We start from the raw sequence: 19,029 nt of genomic DNA, 5'->3' as shown, positions 1-19,029 counted from the left end.
CCGTCGGATATGAGGCACAGGAGCCGCTGAACCAAGCTGCTCCCAGGCGAAGGGGAAGCACCTCGTGGCACGCATCGGTGATGGCGGCGACCTGCTCAAGTGCTCGTTCTGCGGCAAGAGCCAGAAGCAGGTGAAGAAGCTCATCGCAGGACCCGGTGTCTACATCTGCGACGAGTGCATCGACCTCTGCAACGAGATCATCGAGGAGGAGCTGGCCGAGACCTCCGAGGTGCGGTGGGAGGAACTGCCCAAGCCGCGCGAGATCTACGAGTTCCTTGAGGGGTACGTCGTCGGGCAGGAGCCCGCGAAGAAGGCCCTCTCGGTGGCGGTCTACAACCACTACAAGCGCGTCCAGGCCGGCGAGAACGGCGGCGGTTCGGGCCGCGACGACGCGATCGAGCTGGCCAAGTCCAACATTCTGCTGCTGGGCCCCACCGGCTCCGGCAAGACGCTCCTCGCCCAGACTCTGGCGCGCATGCTGAACGTACCGTTCGCCATCGCCGACGCGACGGCGCTGACGGAGGCCGGCTATGTCGGCGAGGACGTCGAGAACATCCTGCTCAAGCTGATCCAGGCCGCCGACTACGACGTCAAGAAGGCCGAGACCGGGATCATCTACATCGACGAGATCGACAAGGTCGCCCGCAAGAGCGAGAACCCGTCGATCACCCGCGATGTCTCGGGCGAGGGCGTCCAGCAGGCGCTGCTGAAGATCCTGGAGGGCACCACCGCCTCCGTACCGCCGCAGGGCGGCCGGAAGCACCCGCACCAGGAGTTCATCCAGATCGACACGACGAACGTGCTGTTCATCGTGGGCGGCGCCTTCTCCGGGCTGGAGAAGATCATCGAGTCCCGCGCGGGCGCGAAGGGCATCGGCTTCGGTGCCACGATCCGCTCGAAGCGCGAGGTCGAGGAGAGCGACCAGTTCCAGGAGGTCATGCCGGAGGACCTGGTGAAGTTCGGGATGATCCCCGAGTTCATCGGCCGTCTCCCGGTCCTCACCTCGGTCCACAACCTCGACCGCGAGGCGCTGCTCCAGATCCTGGTCGAGCCGCGCAACGCGCTGGTCAAGCAGTACCAGCGGCTCTTCGAAATCGACGGTGTGGAGCTGGACTTCGACCGGCCGGCCCTGGAGGCCATCGCCGACCAGGCGATCCTGCGCGGCACCGGCGCGCGCGGGCTGCGCGCCATCCTCGAAGAGGTCCTTCAGTCGGTGATGTACGAGGTGCCGTCCCGCAAGGACGTCGCCCGGGTCGTCATCACGGCGGAGGTCGTCCGCGACAACGTCAACCCGACGCTGGTCCCGCGCGAGCCGCGCATCGTCAAGAACGACGGCCGCCACGAGAAGTCCGCGTAGCGCGGACGCGCATACGCCACAGGGGCGCCCGGCCGGTCCAACCGGCCGGGCGCCCCTGTGTGTTGGGCCGCGGTGTCAGAGCTTGGTGCGGGAGGTGTTGTAGACCTTCGCGGCCAGCGCCGCCGCGTCGGCCTGCGAGGTGGGCTGGCCCAGAAGCAGCCCGGCCACATCCGCGACCGAGACCACACCGACCGTGGAGTAGTCGGCCCAGATGCAGGTGGGCACCTCGAACACCTTCGGGCCCTTCTCCTGGGTGTTGTCGCCCTCCGGGTTGGTGATCCTGATGTTCTGGCACTTCATCAGCGCGCCCTTGAAGCCGTCCGGGCTGACCAGTTCGGCCTTGCCGACCAGCTCGGCCTTCGCGCCGGTCGCCTCGTCCTCCTTGGCGACACCGTTGAAGGCGTTGTCGACGACGCTCGCCGGGTCGTCGACCGTTCCCCACCAGCCCTCGAACGAGATGCTCTTGAGCGTCGCGCCCTCGCCGGTCTGGTAGCCGGCGGTCACCTGGGTGGGGTTCTTGACGCCCTTCTCCTCGACCTCCGTCTTCTTGCTGCCGGACAGCTCGGTGCTCCGGGGCTCCTTGACGCGCTTGTACGGGTCGATCGCGTCCGCGGGCGTCAGCTTGTAGCCCTTGGTGTCGGCCGACACATCGCCGTTGCTCGCGCCGCCCTGGGTGAAGTACCAGCCGCCGCCCGCGATCACCGCGATGGCCAGGACGACCGCGACGATCAGCCCGGTCTTCTTTTTCTTCGGCTCGTCCTGCTGGGGAGCGGCGCCCCACTGGGGCGGCGGGGGCTGCTGCCCGTACGGTCCCGGGGGCGGCCCGGGCGGGGGCGGCTGCTGGCCGTACGGGCCCTGCGGCTGCGGCGGGTTCTGCGCGTACGGGTTCTCGCCCGGCGCGGGATAGCCGTACCCGGGCGCCGGCGGCGGGGGCGGCGGCCCGGGGACGCCCTGGGGGGCTCCCGGGGGGTAACCGTAACCGGGCCCCGGCTGGCCCGGCGGCTGCTGGCCGTACGGGCCGGGCTGGCCGTACGGGCCGGGCTGCTGAGGCGGCCCGCCGTAGGGGCCCGGCTGGTTGTAGCTCATCTGCGTCGTCCCCTGCTTGGTCGTTTATGCGTTTCGAACATCCTGGCGGAAGATCGCGGCCGGGATGCCATCGGGGGCGGCACCGTTACCGAACATCCCGTTTCAATACACGGCTGTGACACCTCTAAACTGAGCCTCGTGACCGAGAACACTCAGCAGCAGACAGCCAGCGACCCCGAACTGCCGACCCAGTACGTTCCGGCCGAGGTAGAGGGGAAGCTGTACGAGCGCTGGGTAGAGCGCGGTTACTTCGAGGCGGACGCGAAGAGCGACAAGGAACCCTTCACCGTCGTCATCCCGCCGCCCAACGTCACCGGAAGCCTGCACCTGGGCCACGCCTTCGAGCACACCCTGATCGACGCCGTCACCCGCCGCAAGCGCATGCAGGGGTACGAGACGCTCTGGCAGCCCGGCATGGACCACGCCGGCATCGCCACCCAGAACGTCGTCGAGCGCGAGCTGGCCAAGGAGGGCAAGTCCCGTCACGACCTGGGGCGCGAGGCGTTCGTCGAGCGCGTCTGGCAGTGGAAGGACGAGTCCGGCGGCCAGATCTCCGGCCAGATGCGGCGCCTGGGCGATGGCGTCGACTGGTCGCGCGAGCGCTTCACCATGGACGAGGGGCTCTCCCAGGCCGTCCAGACGATCTTCAAGCGGCTCTACGACGACGAACTGATCTACCGCGCCGAGCGCATCATCAACTGGTGCCCCCGCTGTCTCACCGCGATCTCCGACATCGAGGTCGAGTACCAGGACGACGAAGGCGAACTGGTCTCCCTGAAGTACGGCGACGGCGAGGACTCCGTCGTCGTCGCGACCACCCGCGCCGAGACGATGCTCGGTGACACGGCCGTCGCCGTCCACCCCGACGACGAGCGGTACGCGCACCTCATCGGCAAGCAGATCAAGCTGCCCCTCACCGACCGGACGATCCCGGTCGTCGCGGACGCGCATGTCGACCCCGAGTTCGGTACGGGCGCGGTCAAGGTGACCCCCGCGCACGACCCGAACGACTTCGAGATCGGCCGCCGCCACGGCCTGCCCAACATCACGGTCATGGACGAGCGCGCCGTGATCACCGTCCCGGGCCCCTTCGAGGGCCTGGACCGGATGGAGGCGCGCGGCGCCATCGTCGCCGCGCTGCGGGCCGAGGGCCGGATCGTCGCCGAGAAGCGCCCGTACACCCACTCCGTGGGTCACTGCTCGCGCTGCAAGACGACCATCGAGCCCCGGCTCTCGCTCCAGTGGTGGGTCAAGGTCGAGCCGCTGGCCAAGGCCGCCGGGGACGCCGTCCGCGACGGACAGGTGAAGATCCACCCGGCGGAGATGGAGCCCCGCTACTTCGGCTGGGTCGACAACCTCCGCGACTGGTGCATCTCGCGCCAGCTGTGGTGGGGCCACCGCATCCCCGTCTGGTACGGGCCGGACGGCGAGGTCGTCTGTGTCGGACCCGACGACGAGGTGCCCACCGGCGAGGGCTGGACGCAGGACACGGACGTCCTCGACACCTGGTTCTCGTCCGGGCTGTGGCCGTTCTCCACGCTGGGCTGGCCCGAACGGACCGAGAGCGTCGAGAAGTTCTATCCCAACTCCGTCCTGGTCACCGGCTACGACATCCTCTTCTTCTGGGTCGCCCGGATGATGATGTTCGGCCTGTACGCGATGGACGGCACCCCGCCGTTCCACACGATCGTGCTGCACGGCATGGTCCGCGACCAGTTCGGCAAGAAGATGTCGAAGTCCTTCGGGAACGCGGTCAATCCGCTGGACTGGATGGACGCGTACGGCTCGGACGCGGTCCGCTTCACGCTCGCGCGCGGCGCCAACCCCGGGGTCGATGTGCCGATCGGGGAGGACTGGGTCCAGGGCTCCCGCAACTTCGCCAACAAGATCTGGAACGCGACGCGCTTTGCGATGATGAACGGCGCGACCGTCGAGGGCCCGCTGCCCGACACGGCCGCGATGTCCGCCGGCGACCGGTGGATCCTCTCGCGGCTGAACGCCGTGGTCGCGGAGGTCGACGCGTACTACGAGGACTACCAGTTCGCGAAGCTCTCCGACGCCCTCTTCCACTTCGCGTGGGACGAGGTCTTCGACTGGTACGTGGAGCTGTCCAAGACGTCGTTCTTCGCGGGCGGCGAGTCCGCGAAGGTCTCCGGACGGGTCCTCGGCGAGGTCCTCGATGTCACCCTGCGGCTGCTGCACCCGGTCATCCCGTTCGTCACCGAGACGCTCTGGACGACGCTCACCGGCAAGGAGTCGCTCGTCATCGCGGAGTGGCCCGTCGACAGTGGCTTCCGCGACGCGGCGTCCGAGCAGGAGATCGGGAACCTCCAGCAGGTGATCACCGAGGTCCGCCGCTTCCGCGCGGACCAGGGCCTTCAGCCCGGCCAGAAGGTCCCGGCCCGGCTCGGCCTGTCGGGCACCTCACTGGCCGCGCACGAGGCGGCGATCCGGCAGGTGCTCCGGCTCCAGCCCGCCGAGGACGGCTTCCACGCGACGGCGACCCTGCCGGTCGCGGGTGCCACGGTGGAGCTGGACCTCTCCGGCACGATCGATGTCGAGGCGGAGCGCAAGCGCCTGACGAAGGACCTGGCCGCCGCCGAGAAGGAGAAGGCCCAGGCCCTCGCCAAGCTCGGCAACGAGGCGTTCCTCGCGAAGGCCCCGGACAACGTCGTGGACAAGATCCGCGGCCGGCTGGGCAAGGCCGAGGCGGACATCGAGCGCATCACCGCGCAGGTGGCCGCGCTGCCCCAGGGCTGACGCCCCGTCCCGTACGCCCGTCCCGTTCGCTGTGCCCGGCCCCCCGACCCGCACCGGTCGGGGGGCCGTGCGCGTACGGGACGGGGCGCGCCCGAGCCGCTGTCGGTGGGGCTCCGTAGACTGGGCGGCGTGAGCGAGCACCGTCCTTCCGACCAGCCCGGCGAGCCCGACGATTTCGACGAGATCGTCGCCGCCGCGACCGAACGCGACCCCGACCTCGCGGTGATCGAGGCCGGCAGCCGTACCCTGCGCGCCCAGGCCGGCCCCGCCGGGGGCGACGACGTCCCGGCCCGTCCCGAGGACCCGGAGGTGGCCAGGGCCCTGCGCGCCGTCGAGCAGGAGCTGGCGGGGCGCTGGGGCGAGACGAAGCTCGATCCGTCGGTGGAGCGGATCGCCGCCCTGATTGATGTGCTGGGCGACCCGCAGCGCGCGTACCCCTCGATCCACATCACCGGCACGAACGGCAAGACGTCGACGGCCCGCATGATCGAGGCCCTGCTGAACGCGTTCGAGCTGCGCACCGGCCGCTACACCAGCCCGCATGTCCAGTCCGTGACGGAGCGGATCAGCCTCGACGGCTCCCCGATCTCCGCCGAGCGCTTCATCGAGACATACGCCGACCTCAAGCCGTACATCGAGATGGTCGACGCGGGCCAGGAGCACCGGCTCTCCTTCTTCGAGGTGCTGACCGCCATGGCGTACGCGGCGTTCGCGGACGCGCCGGTGGATGTCGCCGTGGTCGAGGTCGGCATGGGCGGCACCTGGGACGCGACGAACGTCATCGACGGCTCGGTCGCCGTCGTCACCCCGATCGATCTGGACCACACGGACCGGCTCGGCTCCACGGCCGGTGAGATCGCCAAGGAGAAGGCCGGGATCATCAAGCAGGACGCGACGGTGATCCTGGCGCAGCAGCCGGTGGACGCCGCGCAGGTCATGCTGAAGAAGGCCGTCGACGTGGACGCGACCGTCGCGCGCGCGGGCATGGAGTTCGGCGTCGTCGCCCGGGAGGTGGCGGTCGGCGGCCAGCTGCTGACCCTGCGCGGCCTCGGCGGCGAGTACGAACAGGTCTTCCTGCCGCTGTACGGCGCGCACCAGGCGCACAACGCGGCGGTGGCGCTCGCCGCCGTGGAGGCGTTCTTCGGTATCGGCGCCGAGCACGCCCGCTCGCTGGACATGGACACCGTCCGCAAGGCGTTCGCCGCGGTCTCCTCGCCGGGCCGCCTCGAAGTCGTACGGCGCTCGCCGACGGTGGTGCTGGACGCCGCGCACAATCCGGCGGGCGCGCGGGCGGCGGCCGAGGCCGTCACCGAGTCCTTCGGCTTCAGCCGGCTGATCGGGGTGGTCGGCTCCAGCGACGACAAGGACGTCAGGGGCGTCCTCGAAGCGCTCGAACCGATCTGTACGGAGCTGGTGGTCACGGCGAACTCCAGCCCGCGCGCCATGGACGCCGACCGGCTGGCGGGTATCGCCGTCGAGGTGTTCGGCGACGACCGGGTGCAGGTCGAGCCCCGGCTCGACGACGCGCTGGAGGCGGCGATCACGCTCGCCGAGGAGGAGTCCGAGTTCGCCGGCGCGGGTGTGCTGGTGACCGGCTCGGTCATCACGGTCGGCGAGGCCCGGCTGCTGCTGCGAAGGGGGCGCTGATCCCATGCGTACGCTCTGCGCGTCGACGCTGATCGGTGAATGTTTTGTGATCGGTTTCGCCGGCCTGGTCGCCATGAAGTCGGACGATCTGTCGATGACCACCGTCTGGACGGTCTGCGGGGTCGGCATGCTGCTGTCCGTGCTGCTCTGCGGGATGATCACCCGGCCCGGCGGGGTCCAGCTCGGCTGGGCGCTCCAGATCCTGCTGATCGCCAGCGGTTTCGTGGTCCCGGAGATGTTTGTGCTGGGGCTGGTCTTCGCGGCGCTGTGGTGGGCCTCCGTCCACTACGGGCGCGGGATCGACGAGGCGAAGGCCCGCTGGGCGGCGCAGGCCGAGGCGGCGGACACGGCCGGGCCGGGCGGAACCGCCGGGGCAGCCGGGGCCCCCGGGGCAGAGACCGCCTGACGGTGGTCCGTACCGGCTGCGACGGGCTCGGTCGCTCCCGGTAATCTCCACCCCACTGCACTTATATGCCTGCGAGGAGCCGTACATGACCCAGCGCACTCTCGTCCTGCTCAAGCCCGACGCCGTCCGGCGCGGTCTGGTCGGCGAGATCATCGGCCGTATCGAGCGCAAGGCGGGCTGGAGCATCAGCGCGCTGGAGCTGCGCACGCTCGACCAGGAGACGCTGGAGCAGCACTACGGCGAGCACAAGGGCAAGCCCTTCTACGAGCCGCTGGTGGAGTTCATGGCCTCGGGCCCGGTCGTCGCGCTCGTTGTCGACGGTGAGCGTGTCATCGAGGGCGTCCGTGCCCTCTCCGGCCCGACCGACCCGATCGCCGCGGCCCCCGGGTCCATCCGGGGGGACTTCGGGAGCATCGTCCGGGAGAACCTGATCCACGCCTCGGACTCCGAGGAGTCCGCCATTCGGGAACTGAAGATCTTCTTCCCGGGTCTCTCCTGACCGACTGTCAGCCAAACGGCGCTGACCGCCTGGGGCGACCGAAGGAATTCGGTCGCCTTTGGGCATATGTAAGTCACTTCCGGGAACGCATCGGTCCGACACTTCGTCACCCTTACTGAGGTGGGCCAGCGCGCCGTTGACGTCCCGGCGGCACTACGATGGAAACCTCCACGCCAGAGCACCCACCTCGCCATCCTGAAAAGCCATCAACGCTTGGGAAGGCCAGACGCATCCTCATGGGGAACAACATGTCGTTCATCGGCCGTGACATGGCTGTCGACCTCGGGACCGCCAACACGCTGGTGTACGTCAGGGGCCGGGGCATCGTACTCAACGAGCCGTCCGTGGTCGCCATCAACACCAACACGGGCGGAATTCTCGCCGTCGGCTCCGAGGCGAAGAAGATGATCGGCCGGACACCCGGCAATATCGTCGCGGTCCGGCCACTGAAGGACGGTGTGATCGCCGACTTCGAAATCACCGAGCGCATGCTGCGCTACTTCATCCTGAAGATTCACAAGCGCCGCTATCTGGCCCGTCCCCGTGTCGTCGTCTGCGTGCCCTCCGGTATCACCGGAGTCGAGCGCCGCGCCGTCATCGAGGCGTCCACCCAGGCCGGCGCGCGGCAGGTGCACATCATCGAGGAGCCCATGGCCGCCGCCATCGGCTCGGGCCTCCCCGTCCACGAGGCGACCGGCAACATGGTCGTCGACATCGGCGGCGGCACCACCGAGGTCGCGGTGATCTCGCTCGGCGGAATCGTCACGGCACAGTCCATCCGGGTGGCCGGCGACGAGCTGGACAACGCGATCATCCAGCACGTCAAGAAGGAGTACTCCCTCCTCTTGGGCGAGCGGACCGCCGAGAGCATCAAGATCACCATCGGCTCCGCATACGACCTCGACAAGGACGAGCACACCGAGATCCGCGGCCGTGACCTGGTCTCCGGTCTGCCGAAGACCGTGGTCATCTCCGCCGCCGAGGTCCGCAAGGCCATCGAGGAGCCGGTCAACGCGATCGTCGACGCGGTCAAGACCACGCTCGACAAGTGCCCGCCCGAGCTGTCCGGCGATGTGATGGACCGCGGGATCGTGCTCACCGGCGGCGGCGCCCTGCTGCGCGGTCTCGACGAGCGGCTGCGCCGGGAGACGGGGATGCCCATCCATATCGCCGAGGACCCGCTGGACTCCGTCGCGCTCGGCTCCGGCAAGTGTGTCGAGGAGTTCGAGGCGCTCCAGCAGGTGCTGGACGCGCAGCCGCGCCGGTAGCCGGGAGTCACCAGGGGTGCGGCGGGTCGTTGGTACACACGCAGAAACATTCCTACGAGGAAGGCACGGCCGCCGCACGTGAGGGACACACGAGAGAGCCGTCTGCTCTTGGTGCTGCTGATCGCGATCGCGTTCGCCCTGATCACCGTGGATATCCGAGGTGGTCAGGATTCCCCGGTCGACGGCGCGCGGCAGGCCGCCGCGACGGTCTTCGGCCCGGTGGAGAACGGGGTCGCGGCCGCGGTCAACCCGGTCGGCAACGCCATAGGGGCCGTCCGGGACTCCGGCTCGCGGCACAACCGTATCGCCGCGCTCCAGAAGGAGAACACCGAGCTGAAGCAGCGGCTCGGCAGCGACGACCGCAACCGCAGCCGGGTGCGTGAGCTGGACAAGATGCTCAAGCAGGCCGGCGCCGGCCGGTACGGCATCAAGGGCGCCCAGGTCATCGCCATAGGAGCCGCGCAGGGCTTCTCCTGGACGATCACCATCGACATGGGCCGCAACGACGGCATCACCCGCGACATGACCGTCATCAACGGTGACGGTCTCGTCGGCCGGGTCACCACCGTCGGCCCCCACACCGCGACGGTGCTCCTCGCCAACGACCCGGGCTTCACGGTCGGCACCCGTATGGAGGGCAACGACGAGCTGGGCTTCGCCACCGGGCAGGGCGACCGGCCGCTCTCCGTCCAGCTCCTCAACGGCAAGGCCAAGATCAAGAAGGGCGACCGGCTGGTCACCTTCGGCTCCAGCAAGGACCGGCCCTTCGTGCCCGGCGTGCCGGTCGGCGAGGTCGTCCGTGTCGACCCGTCCGGCGGCGATCTCACCCGTACGCTCTCCGTCCGGCCGTTCGTCGGCTACACCAAGCTCGACATCGTCGGCGTCGTCGTGGAGGCGCCCCGGGAGGACCCGCGGGACGCGGTGCTGCCGCCCAAGCCCAAGCCCGTCCCGACGCCGACCGTCACCGTCACGGTCACCCCGTCGCCGGACTTCAACACCCAGCTGACCCAGGACGGCGACGCCGACCCGAACGCGGTCGGAGACGCCGCCGGACAGCCGGACGCCAACGCCAATCCCGACGCCAACGCCGACCCGGACGCGAACGCGAACGCCAATGCGAACGCCAACGCGAACGCGAATGCCGACGCGAACGGCAACGGCGCCGCAGACGAGCAGGAGTAGAGCTGATCCCCATGCGCTTCAACCGGATTCTGCTCTCGGCCACGCTGGTCGTGGTCGCCCTCGTCGTCCAGGTCTCCGTCCTCGCCCGGCTCCAGCTGCCCGGCGCTGTACCCGACCTGCTGCTCCTCGTCGTCCTCGCCCTCGCCTTCGTGTACGGGCATGTGGGCGGCGCGCTCATCGGCTTCGGCGCCGGACTCCTCGCCGACCTCGCCCCGCCCGCCGACCACGCGGCCGGCCGCTACGCCCTCGTGCTCTGCGTCATCGGCTATCTGGCGGGGCTCGTACGGCCCGAGAAGGGCCAGATCCGCTCCGCGTTCGTACCGATGGCCGCCGTCGTCGCGGCGGCGCTCGGCTCGACGCTGCTGTACGCGGGCGTCGGCGCCCTCGTCGGGGACACCTCCGCCCGCCATGTCGGCCTCGGCGGGCTGCTCTTCACCGCCGCCGTCTACGATCTGCTGCTCGCGCCGTTCACCGTCCCGCTGGTGATGTGGCTGGCCAGACGCGCCGACAACGATCCGCTCGCCGAGACCAGGGACGGCGGCTCCGACGTCGCCGCCGGCTGGATCACCAGCGGCACCGGGCTGCGCATCGGCGGCCAGCGCGGCGGACTGCGCCTCAAGGCCGCCAGGAACCGCGCGGGCAGGGCCGGACGTATCAAGGGGGTCAAGCGCCTGTGAGCAATATTCCCGAGACCGGACGCACCCCGCGGGTCCAGATCCGGCTCATCGCCATCCAGGTCCTCGTCTTCTCGCTGCTCCTCACCCTCGGCGGACGCCTCTGGTTCCTCCAGATCCGCAACGGCCAGGAGTACACCGACGAGGCCAAGAACAACCACGTCCAGCAGGTCGTCCAGCCGGCCGTGCGCGGCTCGATCCTCGACACCCGAGGTGTCCCGCTCGCCGACAACGAGACCCGGCTCGTGGTCTCCGCCAGCCGCACCGACCTCATAAAGATGAAGGACAACGGCAAGGCCGTCCTGACCCGGCTCGCCGACGTTCTCGGGATGAAGCCCGACGAGGTCATCAACAAGGTCAGGCTCTGCGACTCCAAGACGCCCAAGCCCTGCTGGAACGGTTCTCCGTACCAGCCGATCCCCGTCACCGACGAGGCCACCACCCAGCAGGCACTCCAGATCCGCGAGCGCGCCGAGGACTTCCCCGGCATCACCGCCGAGCCCACCGCCGTACGCCGCTACGCCGCGCCCGGTCTCGCCAACACCGCGCAGGTCCTCGGCTATCTCTCGCCCGTCACCGACGACGAGATCGCCAAGGCGCTGAACACCGACTCGCCGTACCTCCGCTCCGACCAGGTCGGCCGCTCCGGCCTGGAGCGTACGTACGACAAGCAGCTGCGCGGCAAGGCCGGTGTCACCCGGTACGAGGTGGACAACCTCGGCCGGGTCATCGGTGAGGCCAAGAGCGACAAGGCCGAGCCCGGAGCCAACGTCGTCACCTCGATAGACGCGCGCGTGCAGGCCGTCGCCGAGTACGAACTCAGCGAGGCCATGAAGGCCGCCCGCAAGGAACACGACCGCAACACCAACCAGAACTACAAGGCCGACTCCGGGGCCGTCGTCGTCATGGAGGCCAAGACCGGCCGCGTCGTCGCCATGGCCTCCCAGCCGACGTACGACCCCAACTCCTGGGTCGGCGGCATCTCCGCCAAGGACTACGCCAGGCTCACCGGCAAGAAGTCCAACTTCCCGCTGCTGAACCGGGCCATCCAGGGCCAGGCCGCCCCCGGCTCGATCTTCAAGGTCGTCTCCTCGACCGCCGCCGTCAACGCGGGCTATCCCTTCGACGGCAACTACCCCTGCCCCAGCTCGTACAGCGTGGGCAGCCAGGTCTTCAAGAACTTCGAGTCCAAGGGCTACGGCTCCATCACCCTCGGCAAGGCGCTGGAGGTCTCCTGCGACACCGTGTTCTACGGCCTCGCGCACAAGGAGTGGCAGAAGGACGGCGGCACGAAGCCCAAGAAGGACGCCAAGAACTGGTTCTACACGACGGCCCATCAGTTCGGCCTCGGCAAGGAGACCGGCATCGACCTCCCCAACGAGGTCACCGGCCGGGTCCCCGACCGCCAGTGGAAGCAGAACTTCTGGGAGGCCAACAAGGGCGGCTGGTGCAAGCAGGGGAAGAAGGGCGGCACCTACGTCGAGCAGCTCGCCTACGAGGGCTGCCTCGAAGGCAACCTGATGCGCGCCGGTGACTCCGTCAACTACTCCATCGGCCAGGGCGACACCCTCGTCACCCCGATCCAGATGGCCACCATCTACTCGGCCATCTCCAACGGCGGCACCCTGTACAACCCCACCGTCGGCAAGGCCGTCATCAGCCCCGACGGCAAGGACGTCCAGGAGATCAAGCCCAAGTCCCACGGCAAGCTGCCGATGAACCGGGCGACGCGCGACTCGATAGACAAAGCCCTCGCGGCCGTCACGACCAGCGGCTCCGCCGCCTGGCGGTTCGGCGGCTGGCCGCAGGACAAGATCCCGATGCACGCCAAGACGGGTACGGCCGAGGTCTACGGCAAGCAGACGACCTCGTGGTTCGCCTCGTACACCAAGGACTACACGATCGTGATGACGATCTCCCAGGGCGGCACCGGCTCCGGCGCCTCCGGGCCCGCCGTCCGCAAGATCTACGAGGCGATGTACGGGCTGGACAAGGAAGGCAAGCAGAACCTGAAGAAGGCCCTGATGCCGACGCCCGCCAAGGCGCTCCCCAAGATCCAGCCCGACGGCTCCATCGACGCCCCGCAGATCAAGCCGTACGAGCCGGAGAAGGAACTCCCGGCCGGCGAGCCGGTCCTCGCGGGCCCGCCCGCCGCCCCGAGCACCGAGCGGAGGGACTAGCGATGGCCGGCACAAGCAGCTTCTCGGTCTCCGGCTACGGTCCGCAGCGCTCCACCTGGGCCCGGCTCTCGGCCCGCGACTCGATGGTGCGGCGGCTGGACTGGCCGCTGCTCTTCTCGGCGCTGGCGCTCTCCCTGCTGGGCTCCCTGCTGGTGTGGTCGGCGACCCGCAACCGCACCCATCTCAACCAGGGCGACCCGTACTACTTCCTCTTCCGCCATCTGCTCAACACCGGCATCGGCATGGCCCTGATGATCGGCACGATCTGGCTGGGCCACCGCACCCTGCGCGGGGCCGTGCCGATCCTGTACGGCTTCTCCGTGCTGCTGGTGCTGCTCGTCCTCACGCCGCTCGGCGCGACCATCAACGGCGCCCACTCGTGGATCGTGGTCGGCGGCGGCTTCACCGTCCAGCCGTCCGAGTTCACGAAGATCACCATCATCCTGGGGATGGCGATGATGCTCGCGGCCCGGGTCGACGCCGGGGACCAGCTCCATCCCGACCACCGTACGGTCGCCAAGTCGCTGGGCCTCGCGGTGATCCCGATGGCCATCGTCATGATGATGCCGGACCTCGGCTCGGTCATGGTCATGGCGGTCATCGTGCTCGGTGTGCTGCTCGCCTCCGGCGCGTCCAACCGCTGGATCATCGGCCTCATCGGCGCCGGGGTGCTCGGCGCGGTCGCCGTCGCCGCGCTCGGTGTCCTCGACGAGTACCAGATCAACCGCTTCGCCGCCTTCGCCAACCCGAGCCTCGACCCGGCCGGTGTCGGCTACAACACCAACCAGGCGCGTATCGCGATCGGTTCGGGCGGTCTCACCGGCACCGGGCTCTTCCACGGCTCGCAGACCACCGGCCAGTTCGTGCCCGAGCAGCAGACCGACTTCGTCTTCACGGTCGCCGGTGAGGAGCTGGGCTTCCTGGGCGCCGGGCTGATCCTGCTGCTACTCGGTATCGTCATGTGGCGCGCCTGCCGTATCGCCCGCGAGACGACCGAGCTGTACGGGACGATCGTGGCCGCCGGGATCATCGCCTGGTTCGCGTTCCAGTCGTTCGAGAACATCGGGATGACGCTGGGCATCATGCCGGTCGCCGGGCTGCCGCTGCCCTTCGTGTCGTACGGCGGCACCTCGATGTTCGCGGTGTGGATCGCGATCGGACTGCTCCAGTCGATCCGGGTGCAGCGGCCGATAACGGCCTGAGCCCGGCGCGTCCTCCGCCGGTCGGTCTTACGCTCGGACTATGGCCCGCACCGAGCCGGAGACCGTACGCGAGACCGAGCGGAAGTACACGCTTCCCCCCGGCGCCGTCGCGCTCCCGGACCTGGCCGGGGCGGGCGGCGCCGTCGCCGTTCTGCCCCAGGGCCGTACGGAGCTGGACGCCGTCTACCACGACACCGCGGATCTGCGCCTCGCCGCCGCCTCCGTCACCCTGCGCCGACGCACCGGCGGCGCGGACGCCGGCTGGCATCTGAAGCTCCCCGTCGCGGCGGGCGTACGCGACGAGATCCGCGCGCCGCTCTCGGAGACCGTCCCGGACGCGCTGGTCCGGCTCGTCCGCTCACGCACCCGGGACGCCCCGCTGGTCCCCGTCGTACGGCTGCGCTCCACGCGCGCGGCGAGCCGGCTGTACGGCGCGGGGAACGCGCTGCTCGCCGAGGTGAGCGTCGACACCGTACGGGCGGCGCGCCTCGGCGCCGACAGCGCGCCCACCGGCGCCACCGCCGCCTGGACGGAGGCCGAGGCGGAGCTGGGCCCGGAGGCCGGCCCGGCGGTCCTCGACGCGCTGGACGCCCGGCTGCGGGCGGCCGGGCTGCGGCCCGCGCGCTACGGGTCGAAGCAGGCCAGGGCGCTGGCGGAGACCGGCTTCGTGGTGGCGGCGGGGGAGGAGCGCCCGCCCGTGACCGCCGGGGACCATGTGGTGGCCTACGCGCGGGCGCAGACCGCCGCGCTCGTCGCGCTGGACCCGGCCGTCCGCCGCGATCTGCCGGACGCCGTGCACCAGATGCGGGTGGCGAGCCGACGGCTGCGCTCGGCGCTGCGCACGTACCGCTCCTGGTTCGACCGCGCGGTCACCGAGCCTCTCGGCGAGGAGCTGCGCTGGCTCGCGGCGGAGCTGGGCGTCGACCGCGACCACGAGGTGCTCTCCGCGCGGCTGGCCGCCCGGATCGACGCGCTGCCGGGACCGCTGCTGACCGGCCCCGTACGGGCCCGGCTCGGGGCGTGGCACACGGAGCACCGGACCGGCTCGCGGGCGCGGACCCTCGCCGTACTCGACAGCGCGCGCTATCTGGCGCTGCTCGACGCGCTCGACGCGTTCCTCGCCGCCCCGCCGGCCGGGCCCGGCGCGGGCGCGGCGCCCGCCGAGGCGCTCGCCGGGCGGGTCCTCGCGGCGTACGGGCGGGTCAAGGACCGCATCGAGGACGCCACCGCGCTCGCGCCGGGCCCGGCGCGGGACCTCGCCCTGCACAGCGCCCGCAAGGCCGCCAAGCGCGCCCGGTACGCGGCCGAGGCGGCCCGGCCGGTCCTCGGCGGGCCCGCCGGGCGGTTCGCGCGGCGGATGAAGGACGTACAGACCGTGCTGGGCGAGCACCAGGACAGCGTGGTGGCGCGCGAGACCCTGCGGGACCTCGCACGCGCGGCGCACGCGGCGGGCGAGTCCGCGTTCACCTGGGGGCTGCTGTACGGCGAGGAGGCGGCGCGGGGGGAGCGGCTGGAGCGGGAACTGCCACGGGTATGGATGAAGGCCGCGGACCGGCGGATTCGGGCGGCGCTGAATGGGTGAGCCGCCGGGGTAGTCTGGATGGTCATCCCTGGCCCGGAGACGGGCCTGCCAGCCCACGAAAGTCGCGAGATGTCTGCTGCCGCCTCGGTCTTCCCACAGCTCGAAGCCCTGCTCCCGCATGTGCAGAAGCCCATCCAATACGTCGGCGGTGAACTCAACTCCACGGTGAAGGAGTGGGACGACTGCGACGTGCACTGGGCGCTGATGTACCCCGACGCGTACGAGGTCGGGCTGCCCAACCAGGGCGTCATGATCCTCTACGAGGTACTGAACGAGCGCGAGGGCGTCCTCGCGGAGCGCACGTACAGCGTCTGGCCGGACCTCGAAGCGCTGATGCGCGAGCACCAGGTCCCCCAGTTCACCGTGGACTCCCACCGGCCGGTGGGCGCCTTCGACATCTTCGGGCTGAGCTTCTCCACCGAGCTGGGCTACACGAACATGCTCACCGCGCTCGACCTCGCGGGCATTCCGCTGGCCGCCCGGGACCGTACCGTCGACCACCCGATCGTGCTCGCGGGCGGCCACGCGGCCTTCAACCCCGAGCCGATCGCGGAGTTCGTGGACTGCGTGGTCATCGGGGACGGCGAGCAGGCGGTGCTGGAGATCACCGACATCGTCCGCGCCTGGAAGGCGGAGGGCCGGCCCGGCGGGCGCGAGGAGGTGCTCTTCCGGCTGGCGAAGACCGGTGGCGTGTACGTGCCGGGCTTCTACGACGTCGAGTATCTGCCGGACGGCCGGATCGCCCGTGTCGTACCGAACCGGAGCGGTGTGCCGTGGCGGGTGTCCAAGCACACCGTCATGGACCTGGACGAGTGGCCGTACCCGAAACAGCCGCTGGTCCCGCTCGCCGAGACCGTGCACGAGCGGATGTCCGTGGAGATCTTCCGCGGCTGCACCCGCGGCTGCCGCTTCTGCCAGGCCGGGATGATCACCCGGCCGGTGCGCGAGCGCTCCATCACCGGTATCGGCGAGATGGTCGAGAAGGGGCTGAAGGCGACCGGCTTCGAGGAGGTCGGCCTGCTCTCGCTCTCCTCCGCCGACCACAGCGAGATCGGCGATATCGCCAAGGGGCTCGCGGACCGCTACGAGGCCGACAAGATCGGTCTCTCCCTCCCCTCCACCCGTGTGGACGCCTTCAACGTCGACCTCGCCAACGAGCTGACCCGCAACGGCCGCAGGTCGGGGCTGACCTTCGCCCCGGAGGGCGGCTCCGAGCGGCTGCGCAAGGTCATCAACAAGATGGTCTCGGAGGAGGACCTGATCCGTACGGTCTCCACGGCCTACGGCAACGGCTGGCGCCAGGTGAAGCTGTACTTCATGTGCGGCCTGCCCACCGAGACCGACGAGGACGTCCTCCAGATCGGCGACATGGCCGTCAACGTCATCGCCGAGGGCCGCAAGGTCTCCGGCCAGAACGACATCCGCTGCACGGTCTCCATCGGCGGCTTCGTGCCCAAGCCGCACACGCCCTTCCAGTGGGCGCCGCAGCTCAGCGCCGAGGAGACCGACGCGCGGCTGGCGAAGCTCCGCGACAAGATCCGCGCCGACAAGAAGTACGGCCGCTCGATCGGCTTCCGCTACCACGACGGCAAGCCCGGCATCGTCGAGGGCCTGCTCTCGCGCGGCGACCGGCGGATCGGCGCGGTCATCCGCGCGGTCTACGAGGACGGCGGGCGTTTCGACGGCTGGCGCGAGCACTTCTCGTACGACCGCTGGATGGCGTGCGCGGCCAAGGAACTGCCGGCCGTGGGCCTGGACGTCGACTGGTACACGACGCGGGAGCGTACGTACGAGGAGGTCCTGCCCTGGGACCACCTGGACTCCGGTCTCGACAAGGACTGGCTCTGGGAGGACTGGCAGGACTCGCTGGACGAGACCGAGGTCGAGGACTGCCGCTGGACGCCGTGCTTCGACTGCGGCGTCTGCCCGCAGCTGGACACCTCCATCCAGATCGGGCCGACGGGGAAGAAGCTGCTGCCGCTCACGGTGGTCAAGTAGCACGGTCATCAGCTCGGTCATCAGCACGGTCGAGCAGCACGGGAGGGCGCGGGCCCTCGGTGGCCGTCCGGCGGGCTCGGGAACCGCCGGGCGGCCGTACGCGTACTCTGGGTAGTACAAGGATCGCCCCCACGTCCAAGGGCGGCGCGTGACCGCGTACCGCTCGCACCGAGGAGAAGAACCACTGGGCAAGCGACAGCCCGAAGGCCCGCCGCCCGCACCGGCGGTGCAGCGCATCCGACTGCGTTACACCAAGCGCGGCCGCCTCCGGTTCACCAGCCACCGTGACTTCCAGCGCGCCTTCGAGCGGGCGCTGCGCCGTGCCGAGGTGCCGATGGCGTACTCGGCGGGGTTCACCCCGCACCCCAAGGTGTCGTACGCCAATGCCGCACCCACCGGCACCGGCAGCGAGGCCGAGTTCCTGGAGATCGCCCTCGCGGAGGCGCGCGACCCGGAGAAGCTGCGCGCGCTGCTCGACGAGTCGCTGCCGGCGGGACTGGACATCATCGACGCCGTCGAGGCCCGCACCTCGGGTCTCGCCGACCGGCTGACCGCTTCCGTATGGGAGCTGAGGCTGGACGGTGTCGGGTCCGAGGAGGCCGGGCGCGCCGTGGCCGCCTTCCTCGCCGCCGAGTCGGTCGAGGTGTCGCGGCGCGGCAAGAACGGGCTGCGGACCTTTGACGCGCGGCCCGCCGTGGCCGCCCTGGAGACCGTCCCGGAGCCGACCCGTCCACAGGCTGATAGGCCGGGGGACGGGCCCTGTGCGATACTGCGGCTGGTGGTTCGGCACGTAACACCTGCCGTACGACCCGACGACGTCCTGTCCGGTCTCCGAGCTGTGGCCGACCTGGCGCCGCCGGTCCCCGCAGCGGTGACCAGGCTGGCGCAGGGGCTCTTCGACGAGGAGAGCGGCACGGTGACCGACCCGCTCGCGCCCGACCGCGAGGCAGTCCGGCCCGCCCCATCCGAGGCCGCCGGAACCGCCGCCGCGAAGGTGCCTGAAGGTGCAGGTTCCGCGTAGGAGCGGTCGTTGTAGCGCAGCCCTTGGACCCGGGAGCCACCGGGGTCGGGCGGCGCACTGACTGACTACAGAAGACTTTCGCCAGGCCGTGCGTACAACGCGTAGGGAACCGGCGACCCACAGACATACAGCTCCCGTGCGGCGCCCGCGCCCCGGACGGCGGCCAT

General features: G+C 70.2%; 14 protein-coding genes. 13 read left to right on the top strand and 1 reads right to left on the bottom strand.

Annotated elements, in window-relative coordinates; all coding sequences use genetic code 11:
• Positions 1-64: 64 nt before the first annotated feature.
• Positions 65-1,357, top strand: a complete 1,293-nt coding sequence (clpX, locus tag DVK44_RS09175; RefSeq protein ID WP_114659208.1) for an ATP-dependent Clp protease ATP-binding subunit ClpX — start codon at positions 65-67, stop codon at positions 1,355-1,357.
• A gap of 75 nt (positions 1,358-1,432) precedes the next feature.
• Here the strand turns inward: clpX and DVK44_RS09170 are convergent, their stop codons facing one another.
• Positions 1,433-2,443, bottom strand: coding sequence for a hypothetical protein (locus tag DVK44_RS09170; RefSeq protein WP_114659207.1), 1,011 nt, complete (start codon positions 2,441-2,443; stop codon positions 1,433-1,435).
• Between the two features lie 138 nt (positions 2,444-2,581).
• Here DVK44_RS09170 and DVK44_RS09165 point away from each other — a divergent pair, with 138 nt between their 5' ends.
• From DVK44_RS09165 to DVK44_RS09110, 12 genes are all read left to right on the top strand, one after another.
• Positions 2,582-5,203: a valine--tRNA ligase gene (locus DVK44_RS09165; protein ID WP_114659206.1), complete on the top strand. Its 2,622-nt coding sequence runs from the start codon at positions 2,582-2,584 to the stop codon at positions 5,201-5,203.
• Between the two features lie 129 nt (positions 5,204-5,332).
• The gene (folC, locus tag DVK44_RS09160) at positions 5,333-6,850 is read left to right on the top strand and encodes a bifunctional tetrahydrofolate synthase/dihydrofolate synthase (protein WP_114659205.1); all 1,518 of its coding nucleotides are present in this window, start codon (positions 5,333-5,335) and stop codon (positions 6,848-6,850) included.
• 4 nt (positions 6,851-6,854) lie between these two features.
• Positions 6,855-7,256 (top strand): DUF4233 domain-containing protein, encoded by a 402-nt coding sequence (locus tag DVK44_RS09155; protein WP_114659204.1) that lies wholly within the window; start codon positions 6,855-6,857, stop codon positions 7,254-7,256.
• A gap of 85 nt (positions 7,257-7,341) precedes the next feature.
• A complete protein-coding gene (gene ndk, locus DVK44_RS09150; protein WP_114659203.1) occupies positions 7,342-7,755 on the top strand; it encodes a nucleoside-diphosphate kinase in 414 nt (137 codons plus the stop codon).
• Positions 7,756-8,003: 248 nt separating this feature from the next.
• Entirely contained in the window at positions 8,004-9,023 is a 1,020-nt protein-coding gene (locus DVK44_RS09145) for a rod shape-determining protein (RefSeq protein ID WP_114621988.1), read from the top strand.
• A gap of 78 nt (positions 9,024-9,101) precedes the next feature.
• A complete protein-coding gene (gene mreC / locus DVK44_RS09140) occupies positions 9,102-10,205 on the top strand; it encodes a rod shape-determining protein MreC (RefSeq protein WP_114659202.1) in 1,104 nt (367 codons plus the stop codon).
• Positions 10,206-10,216: 11 nt separating this feature from the next.
• Positions 10,217-10,882: a rod shape-determining protein MreD gene (mreD, locus tag DVK44_RS09135; RefSeq protein ID WP_114659201.1), complete on the top strand. Its 666-nt coding sequence runs from the start codon at positions 10,217-10,219 to the stop codon at positions 10,880-10,882.
• Positions 10,879-13,059, top strand: a complete 2,181-nt coding sequence (gene mrdA / locus DVK44_RS09130) for a penicillin-binding protein 2 (protein WP_114659200.1) — start codon at positions 10,879-10,881, stop codon at positions 13,057-13,059. The genes mreD and mrdA overlap by 4 nt, the downstream gene beginning before the upstream one ends.
• Before the next feature lie 2 nt (positions 13,060-13,061).
• Positions 13,062-14,261: a rod shape-determining protein RodA gene (gene rodA, locus DVK44_RS09125; protein WP_114659199.1), complete on the top strand. Its 1,200-nt coding sequence runs from the start codon at positions 13,062-13,064 to the stop codon at positions 14,259-14,261.
• A gap of 40 nt (positions 14,262-14,301) precedes the next feature.
• Positions 14,302-15,843, top strand: coding sequence for a CYTH and CHAD domain-containing protein (locus DVK44_RS09120; protein ID WP_114659198.1), 1,542 nt, complete (start codon positions 14,302-14,304; stop codon positions 15,841-15,843).
• A gap of 69 nt (positions 15,844-15,912) precedes the next feature.
• Positions 15,913-17,841 (top strand): TIGR03960 family B12-binding radical SAM protein, encoded by a 1,929-nt coding sequence (locus DVK44_RS09115; protein WP_114659197.1) that lies wholly within the window; start codon positions 15,913-15,915, stop codon positions 17,839-17,841.
• A gap of 226 nt (positions 17,842-18,067) precedes the next feature.
• Positions 18,068-18,862 (top strand): TIGR03936 family radical SAM-associated protein, encoded by a 795-nt coding sequence (locus tag DVK44_RS09110; protein ID WP_114659196.1) that lies wholly within the window; start codon positions 18,068-18,070, stop codon positions 18,860-18,862.
• Positions 18,863-19,029 lie beyond the last annotated feature (167 nt).

This window comes from Streptomyces paludis (genome assembly GCF_003344965.1).
GTDB classification, from domain to species: domain Bacteria; phylum Actinomycetota; class Actinomycetes; order Streptomycetales; family Streptomycetaceae; genus Streptomyces; species Streptomyces paludis.
Note: the sequence above shows the minus strand (reverse complement) of the source record. Positions and strands in the feature narration are given on the sequence as shown.

Coding starts and splice junctions, on each gene's coding strand:
- DVK44_RS09155 (WP_114659204.1), top strand. CDS start 6,855: ATGCGTACGCTCTGCGCGTCGACGCTGATCGGTGAATGTTTTGTGATC.
- DVK44_RS09170 (WP_114659207.1), bottom strand. CDS start 2,443: ATGAGCTACAACCAGCCGGGCCCCTACGGCGGGCCGCCTCAGCAGCCC.
- ndk (WP_114659203.1), top strand. CDS start 7,342: ATGACCCAGCGCACTCTCGTCCTGCTCAAGCCCGACGCCGTCCGGCGC.
- DVK44_RS09145 (WP_114621988.1), top strand. CDS start 8,004: ATGTCGTTCATCGGCCGTGACATGGCTGTCGACCTCGGGACCGCCAAC.
- mreD (WP_114659201.1), top strand. CDS start 10,217: ATGCGCTTCAACCGGATTCTGCTCTCGGCCACGCTGGTCGTGGTCGCC.
- DVK44_RS09115 (WP_114659197.1), top strand. CDS start 15,913: ATGTCTGCTGCCGCCTCGGTCTTCCCACAGCTCGAAGCCCTGCTCCCG.
- rodA (WP_114659199.1), top strand. CDS start 13,062: ATGGCCGGCACAAGCAGCTTCTCGGTCTCCGGCTACGGTCCGCAGCGC.
- DVK44_RS09120 (WP_114659198.1), top strand. CDS start 14,302: ATGGCCCGCACCGAGCCGGAGACCGTACGCGAGACCGAGCGGAAGTAC.